This is a genomic window from Tenacibaculum sp. Cn5-46, from assembly GCF_022347705.1.
GTDB classification, from domain to species: Bacteria; Bacteroidota; Bacteroidia; order Flavobacteriales; family Flavobacteriaceae; genus Polaribacter; species Polaribacter aiptasiae.
Genome location: NZ_JAKRGD010000001.1, coordinates 662,418 through 676,308 on the forward strand (window position 1 = coordinate 662,418; position 13,891 = coordinate 676,308).

12 protein-coding genes are annotated in these 13,891 nt (G+C 31.1%); all 12 read right to left on the reverse strand.

The genetic code is table 11. From position 1 onward, the window contains the following. Nucleotides 1-40: 40 nt before the first annotated feature. The 12 genes from MHN29_RS03115 to rplS all read right to left on the reverse strand — a co-directional run bounded on the left by MHN29_RS03115 (nt 41) and on the right by rplS (nt 13,610). Nucleotides 41-1,195, reverse strand: a complete 1,155-nt coding sequence (locus tag MHN29_RS03115; protein ID WP_235272985.1) for a gliding motility-associated C-terminal domain-containing protein — start codon at nt 1,193-1,195, stop codon at nt 41-43. Nucleotides 1,196-1,419: 224 nt separating this feature from the next. After that, nucleotides 1,420-2,574 carry a gliding motility-associated C-terminal domain-containing protein gene (locus tag MHN29_RS03120; RefSeq protein WP_235272984.1) on the reverse strand — a complete coding sequence of 385 codons (1,155 nt, stop codon included), beginning with the start codon at nt 2,572-2,574 and terminating at the stop codon, nt 1,420-1,422. 544 nt (nt 2,575-3,118) lie between these two features. Next, a complete protein-coding gene (locus MHN29_RS03125; protein ID WP_235272983.1) occupies nt 3,119-4,474 on the reverse strand; it encodes a hypothetical protein in 1,356 nt (451 codons plus the stop codon). 39 nt (nt 4,475-4,513) lie between these two features. Next, nucleotides 4,514-5,329, reverse strand: a complete 816-nt coding sequence (locus tag MHN29_RS03130; protein ID WP_235272982.1) for a hypothetical protein — start codon at nt 5,327-5,329, stop codon at nt 4,514-4,516. A 100-nt stretch (nt 5,330-5,429) separates the two neighbouring features. Continuing rightward, nucleotides 5,430-6,197 (reverse strand): hypothetical protein, encoded by a 768-nt coding sequence (locus MHN29_RS03135; protein WP_235272981.1) that lies wholly within the window; start codon nt 6,195-6,197, stop codon nt 5,430-5,432. A gap of 48 nt (nt 6,198-6,245) precedes the next feature. Then, nucleotides 6,246-6,956, reverse strand: coding sequence for a hypothetical protein (locus MHN29_RS03140; protein WP_235272980.1), 711 nt, complete (start codon nt 6,954-6,956; stop codon nt 6,246-6,248). A 27-nt stretch (nt 6,957-6,983) separates the two neighbouring features. Next, nucleotides 6,984-7,958 carry a hypothetical protein gene (locus MHN29_RS03145; RefSeq protein WP_235272979.1) on the reverse strand — a complete coding sequence of 325 codons (975 nt, stop codon included), beginning with the start codon at nt 7,956-7,958 and terminating at the stop codon, nt 6,984-6,986. A 121-nt stretch (nt 7,959-8,079) separates the two neighbouring features. Then, entirely contained in the window at nt 8,080-9,135 is a 1,056-nt protein-coding gene (locus MHN29_RS03150; protein ID WP_235272978.1) for a D-alanine--D-alanine ligase, read from the reverse strand. Nucleotide 9,136: 1 nt separating this feature from the next. Continuing rightward, nucleotides 9,137-9,376 (reverse strand): DUF6095 family protein, encoded by a 240-nt coding sequence (locus tag MHN29_RS03155; RefSeq protein WP_235272976.1) that lies wholly within the window; start codon nt 9,374-9,376, stop codon nt 9,137-9,139. Then, nucleotides 9,369-10,184 carry an N-acetylmuramic acid 6-phosphate etherase gene (gene murQ / locus MHN29_RS03160; RefSeq protein ID WP_235272975.1) on the reverse strand — a complete coding sequence of 272 codons (816 nt, stop codon included), beginning with the start codon at nt 10,182-10,184 and terminating at the stop codon, nt 9,369-9,371. The genes MHN29_RS03155 and murQ overlap by 8 nt, the downstream gene beginning before the upstream one ends. A 160-nt stretch (nt 10,185-10,344) precedes the next feature. Continuing rightward, nucleotides 10,345-12,570, reverse strand: a complete 2,226-nt coding sequence (locus MHN29_RS03165; protein ID WP_235272973.1) for an NADP-dependent isocitrate dehydrogenase — start codon at nt 12,568-12,570, stop codon at nt 10,345-10,347. 692 nt (nt 12,571-13,262) lie between these two features. Beyond that, complete coding sequence (rplS, locus tag MHN29_RS03170; RefSeq protein ID WP_150899700.1) at nt 13,263-13,610, reverse strand: 50S ribosomal protein L19; 348 nt, start codon at nt 13,608-13,610, stop codon at nt 13,263-13,265. Nucleotides 13,611-13,891 lie beyond the last annotated feature (281 nt).

Sequence of the window (13,891 nt, forward strand, 5' to 3'; positions counted from 1 at the left end):
ATATAAATTTTAAATATTTTAAAATTATGTTGAAGTTGTTCTATCTCTGAATATAAACCCAACCTTTTTGTGTTTTACTTAATGTATCGTTACCAAACTTTAAAGTGTAGAAGTAAGTTCCAACTGGTAAATCATCGTTAGCATTTACTGTAGCTCTTCCAGAAGACTTTCCATTCCAATCGTTTTTGTAATCAGTTGTTTTGTAAACAAGGTTTCCCCATCTGTTGTAAACTTCTAATTCACTTTTGTTATACTGCTCTAATCCTTCAAATACTAAAGTTTCGTTAGTGCTATCTCCATTTGGAGTGAATATGATATTTACATCATCTAATTTTCCATTAGCTACACCAGCACCTATAGTGATGATTTCATAATCATTAGGGATAAACTCGTTTGAAGTTACTTGACCAGAAGTTAAGTTACCTGATACATTACTACTTCCAAGATCCATCCATTTGTTTTCAGTTTTACTCCATCCTACAACTTTTAATTCTTCTATGTTATTAGTTATAGCTGTAATATCACTTTGACTATCCCAAGTTAAGGTAACTGTTGTTTTGTTAGTTCCTTTTAAGTTCCAAAATTCAACTTGACTGATGTTTTCTATAAAAGCTTGCTTTTGATTTGTAACAAAAGTTTGAGCAAAAGTATTTGGTGAATTTGGATCTTCGTTAAAATAAGCTCCTTTAAAAGAAGTGTTTTGGTTTTGAGCAGAAACAATCATTGGTCTTAATTTGTTATCAGCTCCAATAGGGAAAACAAATTCTTCAGTTCCAGAAACAGAAGCATAACCATCAACATGTCTGTTGTCATCTTCACCAGCATAAAAATCATGTTGAATAAAATCTAAAGAAACATTAGCATTTGATTTTGGAGTAACAACCTTTCCATTTATAAAGCTTAATTCATTAGTTACTCCTAAAGAGTTTTTAAGTTCTACATTATTAGTAGCATCTATTTCTACATTTTGAAAAGTAGCTTTATTGCTTCCAGAAACAGTTATTGTTTCGTTATTACTGTAAAAACCAGCTAAACCTTCGTTGTTATTATCAAGAGTACCATCATTAGTTAAATCAGTATGAAAACCAACGCTAGCGTTTGTATGCATCTTTACATTACCAAAATTGTGAAATGCAGTTTGAGCACCTACAGAATATGTAAATAATAATACGGCTATTTTAGTTATTGTTTTCATAATTATTGATTTAAAATGGTTGTTGTTATGTAAATGTTTCTTTGTATTTACACTTCAAAGATGCTTTAAATCAATAAGGATTAATGGCGGTTTTAGTTGAACTGTGTTTTTCTACCGACTAGCGAATTTGGCTAGAAAAATCATGGTCAAAAAAATACCATTTAACGTACGTTAAATGGTATTCATATAAGTTTTAAATATTTTAAAATTATGTTGAAGTTGTTCTATCTCTGAATATAAACCCAACCTTTTTGTTTTTTACTTAATTTATCTTGGCCAAACTTTAAAGTATAGAAATAAGTTCCAACTGGTAAATCATCATTAGAGTTTATTGTAGCTCTTCCCGAAGACTTTCCATTCCAATCGTTTTTATAATCAGATGTTTTATAAACAAGGTTTCCCCATCTGTTATAAATCTCTAATTCGCTTTTGTTATATTGCTCTAATCCTTCAAATACTAAAGTTTCGTTAGTACTATCTCCATTAGGAGAAAAGATAATATTTACGTCGTCTAATTCACCGTCAGGAACACCAGCACCTATAGTAATGATTTCATAATCATTAGGAATAAACTCGTTTGAAGTTACTTGACCAGAAGTTAAGTCTCCAGATACATTACTACTTCCAAGGTCCATCCATTTGTTTTCAGTCTTGCTCCAACCAACAACTTTTAATTCTTCTACATTATTAGCTATAGCGTCAATATCACTTTGGTTATCCCAAGTTAATGTAACTGTTGTTTTGTTTGCTCCATTTAAATCCCAAAACTCAAGTTGACTAATGTTTTCTATAAAAGCTTGCTTTTGGTTTGTTAAAAAGGTTTGAGCAAATGTAGTTGGTGAATTAGGGTCTTCGTTAAAATAAGCTCCTTTAAAGGTAGAATTTTGATTTTGAGTAGGAATAATCATTGGTCTTAATCTATTGTCGTCACCAATAGGGAAAACAAATTCTTCAGTTCCAAAAACAGAAGTGTAACCATCAACATGTCTGTTATCATCTTCACCAGCATAAAAATCATGTTGAATAAAATCTAAAGATATACTAGCGTCCGATTTTGGAGTGATAACTTTTCCGTTTATAAAGCTTAACTCATTAGTTATTCCTAAAGAGTTTCTAAGTTCTAAATCATTATTAGTATCTATTTCTACGTTATAAAAGATAGCTTTATTATTTCCAGATACTATTCTTGTTTCATTATTACTATAAAAACCAACTAATCCAGCATTGTCATCATCAAGAGTACCATCATTAGTTAAATCAGTATGAAACCCAATATTAGCATTAGCATGCATTTTTACATTACCAAAATTGTGAAATGCAGTTTGAGCACCTACAGAATATGTAAATAATAATATTGTTATTTTAATTATCGTCTTCATAATACCACTGTATTAAATCTTCATTTAGTTAAAAACCACATGGTTGTCGTTTTGTAACTGTCCTCATTACACTGTGATGCATAATTCCTACTTACACTTCAAAATTTCCATGAATCAATTAAGTTTGATACATAGATTAGTTGAAGTATATCTTTCTTCTGGCTAGTGGATTCGTCTTTTGAATAAGGTTTTACTGTTTTTTAACGTACGTTAAAAGATGTTTCAGTTAGATTTCAACTGAATTTAAGTTAACACAAAACATATAAAATAATTATGATAACACCCGCATATTATTATAGTTGTTCTATATACTTTCAGACGAAAATATTTTAATAGTTATATAAACTATTATTGAAGTAGTAGTAGGTTTCTGTGCATTAAATGTTATAATTTTTTTAAGAGGATTAAACTTTTAATTTTGAAGCTGCAAAAGTAATGTGTTTTTTTGAGACTCTTACGCTTTTATTTGTTAAAATTTTGTTTAACTAATAGGTTATTAATTAGTTAGGGTTGTGTATTGTGTAGTTGATGCTAAAAAATATGTTTATTTGTAAGCTGTATAAATCACTAATAAACTTTCATTTAAAACATCATTTCTCCTTGCAGTAGATCCTATTGTTCCTAAAGAATAGGCTACATTAAGTCTAAATCCATTAGATAAAAAAGTATTTAAAGAAGCGGTAATCTTCCCTAAATCATCACCGTTTTGACTTCCGTATCTAATTCCTATACAATTTGAATTAGAAGCATAACGAGAGATGTCATTTATCGAATTTCCGTGTCCCCCAACATAGATAACTTGTTGTGTAAAAGGCGCCCCAGTGTCTCTTACAAAACCATTCATTGTCCCGAATGAATTATTAATCCATGCATTGTTGTTTCCAACCCCATTATCATTATCAATATTAGCTGACTCAATATTTGCGTGAGCTGTAAATGTTATTTGTGAAGGTTGAAAAGGTAGTCCTGTTATATCTTGTGTAAATGTAGCTGAACCTCCGCCAGGACCGTTAATAATAAATGAACCGACAAAAACAGTAGGACCTAAATAAACTCCTCCGTTTGCTCCTGTGGTTATTTGATTATCAGTTTCAGCTGCAATTAATTCTTTCTTTTCAACAACACCAGTTGCTGTTGCTGTTAAAATATTATTATTAGTGGTAACTGTAGAGATGTCCCTCACTCTAAGTTTACCATTAACATCCAAACGCTCAGTAGGTGCGTCAGTGTTTAAACCAACATGTCCGTTGTTGTTTAAAATGTTGAATGTTTCATCATGCCAAGTGCCATCGTTTCTAGTGATGTAAAAAGCATCAGTATTTCTTCTTCCGAAAGCAAATTTAGCTACTCCCGCGTTTTCAAATGTAAAGGTGTTAAATCCACCATCAGTATCATTGAAATTAATATCAGGCTCTGTTCCTTGAACACGAATAATTCCAATACCATCAGCTAAGTCTCTGCTAATATGAAGAGGACTTGTAGCTCCTACTATTCCTAAGCCGACATACTGGTTTGATTGGTTTATTCTCATAGCCTCTATATTGTTTGTTCTAAATGCTAAATCTTGTCCATCACTGGTTCCTAGGAAGTTAGTCGTAGGATTTGTTCCGCCATTACCAGCTAGTGACCAAAAATTATTAGCTAATGATAACCAAGTTGTTCCATCCCATACTTTTATGGTGTTTGGTGTTGTGCTTGTATCGAACCAAATATCATTTTCTACTGCAACTGGAGTAGGGGTGTTTGGATCTGTTGCAGAGGTATAAACATTATTGTTGTTTACCGTATTAACTGTTCCTTTTTTATCAACTACATTGATTTCTTGAGATTGTGTTGAAATGGTAAATGTTAACAATAAAATTGTAACTGTAAACTTTAGTATGTTACTAGAGTGGATCATAAATTTTTAAACAATGTTTACTTTAATGATTATATTAATTTAAATACCCCAAAATGTAATTGCATTTTGTTCTATTTCTTGTATTTGTGCCGTTGAAATATCTCTGTTGTACATTATAAATTCTGTAAAACTAGTTCTTGCATGATTTCCTGTTTGATTACCGTTGGCCCATCCAATTGTAAAATCTTCTGTTCGGGTACATCTACCATTATTATAAACTCCATTAAATCGCTGTGTTCCCCCAGAACGAGCAATTGTATTGGTGTTTGTTTTCATAAAAGTATATATTTCCCAAACATTATTGTTTGAATTATTGATAAAAGAACGTGTAGCATTACAACAAACACCAGGGTCAAAATAAAGCCTTCCATTACCCCAATTTATGTGAGTGGCCCATCTATTGGCGTTAGTTAATACACCAAAAGAGTGTTGATAATTATTTGTAGCCCTTGCTATTGTAATTACTGTTCCTTCATCTCCAGCATTGGTAACATCTTGAATTCCGTTAGGAGTATCAATAACTAAATGGTCATTTGATCCATCTCCTTGAAAATAAGGGTTACTTGTGTCTGGATAAAATCGAGGTTGTCGATTTCTAGTTGTTTGAATAGCATCTCTGCCTAATCCGCTTTGATCGTACCATGTGTGGATAAAAACATTGCTTCCGCCTCGCCAAGCATTTATGGCTGCTATGTCTACAATATCATTATCTCCCCATGTAAAGTCTTGTTCAGCGTTATCTCCAGCTCTTCTTAATCTAACTAAAGGGCCGTTATAATCACTTTCAATAACTCTCATCGAAAAAGCAAAACTAATATTTCCTAAATTTTCATCAAGTATATGATGAGGCTTCATTGTAGGAAAGTTATTGTATTTTACTATTTGACTGTAAGTAAAGGAGTAAATACAACAAAAAAACAATAAAATAATTTTTTGTTTAATCATAATATTTGATTTATCTCCTTAGGTCTCCTGTTAAATGAAAAGTATTAGTGCTTGTTGCCACTAATCCAGCACCTGCATCTCTACCAGCTGTAATAAACCTTGAAAGTCTATTTAAAATAGTAACTCCTCCAGCTCCACTGATAGTAACTCTTCCGTTACCTGTTTGGTAAATGCTTATGTTATATCCAATAGGTAAACCTGTAGGTACTGTAAGCGTAACGTTTGAAGCACTATTAAATGTAATTACTTTTCCGTTGTCTGAAGCAACTAATGTGTAATTTGAAGTTTTATTAACTACTGAAGCTAAATTTAAATCTACCCAGTCTGTTCCGGTACTCGTTGAAGATAAGACTTGACCAGATGTTCCTTCATCTCCATCCTTATCTTTAAAGGTTCCGTCTAATTGCATGTTGTTTGTAATATGCAGACTCTCATTGGGAGTATTGTTACCAATTCCTAATCGGTTATTTGTGTTATCCCAAAATAGATTAGTGTTGTTTTCAGTAAGTTTACCGTCTGTTCCCGCAAAAAATATAGAACCTGTTGTGCCGGTATGCGCTATGTCTACCCACGCTGTACCGTTCCATATATTTATTGAATTTGGATTAGTACTAGTGTTAATCCAAATATCATTTTCTACTGCTACAACTGTAGGTGTATTAGGGTCTGTTGTAGCTGTAAATACATTGTTATTATTAATGGCTTTTATAGTTCCTTTATTGTCAACTACACTAACTTCTTGAGCATTGATTTTTAAAGAAAAAAAAATCAATGCCAAAGTTGTTAGAGTCAATTTTAGAAAACTACTATTAACCATTAAAAATTATTATTTAATGTATTGGATTTCTACAATATCACCAGCGTACATTGGTAAATCAGTAGCACTATATGTAATTGTAACAGTGTCAGCAGTAACTGAAAAATCAGTTCCAAATCTTAACTTTACACCATTTCTATACACAAATAATTTTGCAGCGGTTGTAAGAGCTGTTAAAGTAGGTAATCCAGTAACAGTAATGTCTACATCAGCAGTTGCATTAGCAGCTTGTGTGTAGTCTACTCTAATACCATCAACTTTTAATAAATCTGATAATTGCATTTTTTGAACCGCTCCAGAAGCTTCATCTCTAATTAACACAGTAAAACCTGTACCAACGTTACCGTGAGCTTCACGATCTACAGCATTAGTAGAAGCAGTAGTAACATCTGTAACTAATTGTAAACCATCTAAAGCAAATTCTTTAGCAGCATCAGCTGTAATATAGGTGTTATCAGTTAATACACCTCCTAATTGCCAAGTAGTTACTACACCACCAGAAGGAGTTGTATTTGTGAATGAAGTTAAACCATTAACAGCTTGTAAGTACTTAATAGTACCTTTGTTGTCTACTAATTTTACAGCAGTATTTGATGAGTTTAACGTAGCATCCGCTTGTTTAGTAATATCACCTGTAGTTGTCTGTGCATTCACAGTACCAATAGCTAATAAACCAATGGCGGCTAATGCTAATTTAAATTTGTTCGTAATTGTCTTCATAATTGTTTTAAGATTTATATATAGGGTTTAATAAAATTGAACTATTCTTATTTGGTCACCCTGATAGCATACTGCTTCAGGTTCTATTTCTATAGTTGTATTATTTACAACAGTAAAATCTATTCTTATTCCGTTTCTGTAAACATTTACTTTTTTAGAATCGCTAATAAGTATAGAAGGGGTAAATTGTAGTTGCCCGTCTGTGGCAACTATTTCAGTAACTTCTTCTCTAAAGAAACCAGAAGAAGGTACTTTTCTTAACTGTCCAGTGGTTTTATTAACAGTTACTATGTCGTCTTGTGTTGTGTCACCATCTTGTAAACCTATGATTGAAAGTGTGTTTACAGCAGATGCTTCTATAATTGTAGGTTTGATTAAAACGCCACCTAGTTCTATTGTTGTGCCAGAACTATTTGTTGTAGCAGCTAATCCGTTATTTGCATTGATATTTAAACTTGTACCAGAATTACTTCCAGCAGCTACCCAATTTGTCCCATTGTACGCATAAATCCTACCATTACTTTGGTCTACGTATACATCACCTGCTATAGGTGTTAAAGAAGGATTGAAAAGAGGAGGTCCATTACCTCTTGTTGGGTTGGAATCTATTCTAATCCACGTGGTTCCATTCCAAATGCTAACTGCGTTATTTTTAGAATTATCAATCCAAAAATCACCAGTATTATTGCTAGTAGGTGCAGTTCCAGATGTTGTTACATTTATTCCAGTGCTAGTTCCGTTATTACACAAGTTTTCCCAAGTAGTTCCATTGAAAAAGAAAACACACTTTACATCAGTATTGTATACTAATGCACCTTCAAGTGGTGTTATACTATTCATTACAGAAGTACTAACTCTACTAATTACTAAAACTTTATCTGGACTTTCTAATTCTAATACAGAGCTTGGATGTATAACCGAAGGATTGTCTCCAATTTTTACTTGAGCGTAAAAAGGAATTTGAATGATAAGGAGAAGTATTAAAGAGATTTTTACCTTCATACTTGTGGGGGTTAGTATTACAATAATAACTAAATTTTTTGTTAAAAAAAAATAAATTTAACCAGAAAAACCTTGTTTTATTCTTTTGACACAGAGTTTTTTAAAAGGTCACAAAGGTACATTAACTTTTATTTAATTTAGCAATATATTTAGTATAATTGACTAGTTTTTTAACGTCTTTAAGTAAACCTATTGTCGTTCTGTATGGTACGTTTTTTTGGTCGTGATTATATCTTGCTATTTTGTTTAATTGTGCCCAATGTTTTCTAATTTCTTTTAATGCTTGAAGATAATTAATGTTCTCTGAATCATAGATGTGAGTGGGTTCTGCTAAAATTCCATTTAATTCTAGAATCTTAAAATTTCCGTTTTCTACATCATTAAAAGAATCGTATTTAAGGTCTAATCTTCCATAAAACCAATCGTTAGATTGATTGTTTAATTTATTGAAAGTAGCTTCAAGTTTTTCTGAAATAAGATGATTTCCGTTTATAAAACGAGTTCCTTTTGAATGATTTCCAATAGATGATAATTTTATCTTTTCACCTTTTGAAATAATTCTTTGTAAATCTATATTTTTTGAATTCTCTTTAACTAGCTCTAAATAAATTTTAGCTCTATTATCTTTTTTTATGAGTTCTTCAATAGTTGATGTTCCATCACCAGTAACATTCAAAAATTCTTTTAAAGTAATAGAGGTAATTTTACCTTTTTTCTCATTAGGTAGTCGATGATAAAATATTCCACACTCATTTTCTTCAGTTAAAAACTCTTGAATTAAAATGTCTATTGGATACTTTTTTAGATAGTTAATTAAATCTTCTTTATTCTCAATTTTCTTAACTAATAAGCCTCTAAAACCAATATCAGGTTTAGCTATTAAAGGATATGTTATTTTGCTGTTATTAACTGCTTTTAAAGTGTCTTCTATATTTGAATTAGCCTTATGAAATATCGTTTTTGGTAAATATTCCTGAGGTAATAATTGAAGTGTTTTGTATTTAGATTCTGTTCCAATTCCAGAATTTTCAATACCAGGGTTTGTTGCTGTGTAGAAAACTAAACTACCAGCTTTTACTCCATGATAAAAAGCAAAAGGGATGTTGGGAATATAGAACATGTAAGAAGGCCAATGTTCCCAATTTAAGAGCTTTGTTAATTTGATATTTGACTTCAACTTATTTTTGAAATAGATTGTCTAAGAAAGCTTTTATAGTTCTAAATCCATAATAAACGGTAAATAAAATTAAAAAACCACCTAGCGTTAGTAGTGTGTAGGCTATATAATTTTTAGGGCTCTCGGTAAAAACTCGAAAAGCTTTGAATCCAATACTTAAAACTATTGGAGATACAATTAATAATCCAAGTAGAATTAAGAATCGTTTTACTACTTTATCAAAAGTTGTAGTTTTAGTCATTGTTAAAATTTTTAATAGCTTCTTTTACACTTCCGTATTTTTCTAGTAACTGACTTGCCTTTTTTTTGTCGATCTTTAATTCAGAAACTAACATGTTTTCTCCACGATTTACAAGCTTGTTGTTAGATAGTTGCATGTTAACCATTTTATTACCTTTTACTTTTCCAAGTTGAATCATGGTAGCGGTTGAAAGCATGTTTAAAACTAATTTTTGAGCTGTTCCTGCTTTCATTCTGGAGCTTCCTGTGACAAATTCTGGTCCTACAACAACTTCTATAGGAAATTTAGCTGTTAATGCTAAAGGGCTTTTTTCGTTACAAGTAATACAGCCTGTGATTATATTGTTTTCATTACATTTTTCTAAGGCTGAAATTACATAAGGAGTAGTTCCAGAAGCAGCGATACCAATTACAATATCTTTGTCTGAAATGTTGTAATCAACTAAATCTAGCCATCCTTGTTTTGTTGAATCTTCTGCAAACTCTACAGCTTTTCTAATAGCTGTATCTCCACCAGCAATTAAACCAACTACTAAATCATGAGATACACCAAAAGTTGGAGGGCATTCACTGGCGTCAACAATTCCTAAACGACCACTAGTCCCAGCACCTATATAAAATAATCGTCCACCTTCTTTTAATTTTAAAACTATTTGTTCAGTTAGTTTTTCAATTTGTGGTAATGATTTTTCTACAACTAAAGGTACCGTTTGGTCTTCCTTATTTATGTTGAATAATAATTCAGAAATATTCATTTTTTCTAAATCATTATAATTAGAATCTTGTTCTGTTGTTTTGGTGAATTTCATAATTCAAATTTACTAATTATAAACTTTTGAAAGCTATAAATGTAAAGCTATTTATAGATGTTTAAATAGAAGGTAGGAGAGGAGGTTAGAAGTATTGTGTTTAAATAAAAAAAGCAGATGAAATCTCATCTGCTTTTTAAATTTGTTTATTACTGTGTTATTAAATACTAGCTAAAATAGTATTTAATGTTTCACTTGGACGCATAACATCATCAGCTAAATTATCAGTAGGCTCGTAATATCCACCAATATTAACTTCTTTCCCTTGAACTGAGTTTAATTCATTTACAATTGTATCTACATTTGCAGCTAATTTTTCTGCTACAGGAGTAAATTGAGCTTTCAATTCAGCATCTTTATCTTGAGCAGCTAATGCTTGTGCCCAGTACATACCTAAATAAAAATGAGAACCTCTATTGTCTAATTCACCAGTTCTTCTTGAAGGTCCTTTTTTATTGTCAAGTAATTTATCAGTAGCGTCATCTAGCGCTTCTGCTAATACTTTTGCTTTGCTATTATTGTTTGTTTCTCCTAAGTGTTCTAAAGAAACAGCTAAAGCTAAAAATTCACCTAAAGAATCCCAACGTAAGTGGTTTTCTTCAACTAATTGTTGAACGTGTTTAGGAGCAGATCCTCCAGCACCAGTTTCAAATAAACCTCCACCATTCATTAAAGGAACAATAGAAAGCATTTTAGCAGATGTACCTAATTCTAAAATAGGGAATAAATCTGTTAAGTAATCACGTAATACGTTACCAGTAACAGAAATAGTGTCTTTTCCTTCTTTTACTCTTTCTAAAGTATATTTAGTAGCTTCTACTGGAGATAAGATTTTTATTTCTAAACCAGTTGTATCGTGGTTTGGTAAATATTTTTCTACTTTTTTAATAATTTCAGCATCATGAGCTCTGTTTTTTCCTAACCAGAAAACAGCAGGTGTTTGAGTAGCTTTAGCTCTTGTTACAGCTAATTTTACCCAATCTTGAATTGGAGCGTCTTTTGTTTGACACATTCTCCAGATATCACCTTCTTCTACATTGTGCTCTAATAAAACAGCTCCGCTAGCATCAATTACTTGAACCTTACCGTCAGAAGCAATTTGGAAAGTTTTATCATGAGAACCGTATTCTTCAGCTTTTTGAGCCATTAAACCAACATTAGGAACTGTTCCCATTGTTGTTGGATCAAAAGCACCATTTTTTATACAGAAGTCGATAGTTTCTTGATATAATCCAGCATAAGAACTATCAGGAATTACAGCTTTAGTATCTTGTTGTTTCCCTTCTTTGTTCCACATTTGTCCTGAAGTACGAATCATTGCTGGCATAGAAGCGTCAATAATAACATCAGAAGGAACGTGTAAGTTGGTAATTCCTTTATCAGAATTAACCATAGCTACATCTGGGTTGCTTGCGTAAATAGCATCAATGTCAGCTAAGATTTCAGCTTTTTTATCAGCAGGTAATTCTTCAAGGTTACTTAGTAAATTACCAAATCCATTATTTACATCTACACCAATTTCTTCAAAAGTTTGTCCATGTTTAGCAAATAAATTTTTAAAGAAAACGCGAACAGCGTGACCAAAAATGATAGGATCTGAAACCTTCATCATTGTAGCTTTCATGTGTAAAGAAAATAATAATCCTTTTTCTTTAGTATCTTTTACTTGTTCTTCTAAGAAAGTTAGTAAAGCTTTTTTACTCATTACTGAAGCGTCAATTACTTCTTCTGCTAATAATGAAACTTTCTCTTTTAAAACAGTTTTGTTTCCGTTAGCATCTGTATGAACAATTTGTACATCAGTAGCTGCTGGAACTGTTGTTGATTTTTCACTGTGAGCAAAATCTCCATCAGACATAGTTGCTACGTGAGTTTTAGAGTCTGAGCTCCATGCTCCCATTGAGTGAGGATTCTTTTTTGCGTAATTTTTTACGGCTTTTGGAGCTCTACGGTCAGAGTTTCCTTCACGTAAAACTGGGTTTACAGCAGATCCTTTAACTTTGTTGTAACGTGCTAAAATTGCTTTTTCTTCTTCTGTATTGGCCTCTTCTGGGAAGTCTGGTAAAGCATATCCTAAAGCTTGTAATTCTTTGATAGCAGCTTTTAACTGAGGTACAGAAGCAGAAATATTAGGTAATTTTATAATATTAGCTTCAGGTTTCTTAGCTAAATCTCCTAAAAAGGCTAAAGCATCTTCTACTTTTTGCTCTTCTGTTAGATAGTCTGAAAAGTTAGCAAGAATCCTTCCTGCTAAAGAAATATCTTTAGTTTCTATCTCTATGTTAGATGATTTTGTAAATGCCTTTACAATTGGTAAAAACGAACGTGTAGCTAACGCTGGAGCTTCATCCGTTTTTGTATACATAATTTTAGCAGTCTTGTTCATATTTATAGATAAAAAATTAAATTAATTTTGAAGTGATGCAAATTTAAGAATTCGCAATGAGTTTTTTGATGCTAAAATGTTATTAATTAGTTTGTTTTATTGCGAATATGATAAAATAAAAAAGAAAGAAGCAGTTTTTGTTATTAAAAACAAAAGCCATATCAAACAATTTCTTGTCTAACATGGCTTTCTTTTGAAATAGTATTTGCACTGACCTGTATTGCTACATCGTCAAATAAAACAGTGTTTATGTTATTTCCTTAGAAATTACTACTTAACTATATTCAAATCGAAACATAATTTTATAAATATTCATTTATAAATTTTAATGTTTCTTTTGCTTTTAACGAACTCTAAAGTTAAATGTATTAATAATTACTTATAACCAATAATTATAAATTATGAAATAACTTATAATTATTTTCAATTGATATTCTCTACTATCTTTAAAGTTTTTAAAAGCTTTATATAAAGAACGTTACTTTATAAGTTTATTTTAAATTATATATAGTAGTAACTATTTCTATTTAAGAATAAACTCTGTTCAAAGATATGATACGATTTTCTTGAAATAAAATATTTAACGTTTTAAATATCAACAAGATATAAACGTTGTTTATTAACATTTGTGAATAAAAAAAGCATTCTGTTTGAACAGAATGCTTTTTAATTTCTTTTGGAAAGAAAAATTCTTAGTTTCTTCTTTCTTTAATTCTTGCTTTCTTACCAGTAAGACCTCTAAAGTAGTAGATACGAGCTCTACGAACTTTACCTCTCTTATTAACTTCAATTTTTTGAATAGCAGGTAAGTTTACAGGGAAAATACGTTCAACACCTATAGTACCAGACATTTTTCTGATAGTAAATGTTTCAGAAGTACCTGAACCTCTTTTTTGAATTACTACTCCTCTAAAGAACTGAGTACGTACTTTTTCTCCTTCTCTAATTTCGTAATACACTGTAATAGTGTCTCCAGCTGAAAATTCTGGTAATTCGTTTTTTGTTACAAATTCTTCTTGAACAAATTTTACTAAATCCATTTTAATAAATATTTATATGGTTGTATAAAAGCAACATTCACGATTTTCGTCAGAGGTTGATTTTGTGGCTGCAAATTTAAGACTTATTTTCTAATAATTAAGCTCTATTGGTTAATTATTTTTTTGTTAGCATTTTTCAAAGCTGTTTTAATAAAGGGTTGACATAATGTGAATTATGTAATAAATGGTTAAAAATACTTAAAGTTAATTTGATGTTTTACGAATGTCGTAAAGATAGTTTTATAGCAATAAGAATAAAGAATTGTTGTAAAGTTTAAATA

Bases quoted from the DNA above. Each gene is read 5' to 3' on its own strand.
- MHN29_RS03115 (WP_235272985.1), bottom strand. From the start codon at position 1,195: ATGAAAACAATAACTAAAATAGCCGTATTATTATTTACATATTCTGTA.
- MHN29_RS03120 (WP_235272984.1), bottom strand. From the start codon at position 2,574: ATGAAGACGATAATTAAAATAACAATATTATTATTTACATATTCTGTA.
- MHN29_RS03125 (WP_235272983.1), bottom strand. From the start codon at position 4,474: ATGATCCACTCTAGTAACATACTAAAGTTTACAGTTACAATTTTATTG.
- MHN29_RS03130 (WP_235272982.1), bottom strand. From the start codon at position 5,329: ATGAAGCCTCATCATATACTTGATGAAAATTTAGGAAATATTAGTTTT.
- MHN29_RS03140 (WP_235272980.1), bottom strand. From the start codon at position 6,956: ATGAAGACAATTACGAACAAATTTAAATTAGCATTAGCCGCCATTGGT.
- MHN29_RS03145 (WP_235272979.1), bottom strand. From the start codon at position 7,958: ATGAAGGTAAAAATCTCTTTAATACTTCTCCTTATCATTCAAATTCCT.
- MHN29_RS03155 (WP_235272976.1), bottom strand. From the start codon at position 9,376: ATGACTAAAACTACAACTTTTGATAAAGTAGTAAAACGATTCTTAATT.
- murQ (WP_235272975.1), bottom strand. From the start codon at position 10,184: ATGAAATTCACCAAAACAACAGAACAAGATTCTAATTATAATGATTTA.
- MHN29_RS03165 (WP_235272973.1), bottom strand. From the start codon at position 12,570: ATGAACAAGACTGCTAAAATTATGTATACAAAAACGGATGAAGCTCCA.
- rplS (WP_150899700.1), bottom strand. From the start codon at position 13,610: ATGGATTTAGTAAAATTTGTTCAAGAAGAATTTGTAACAAAAAACGAA.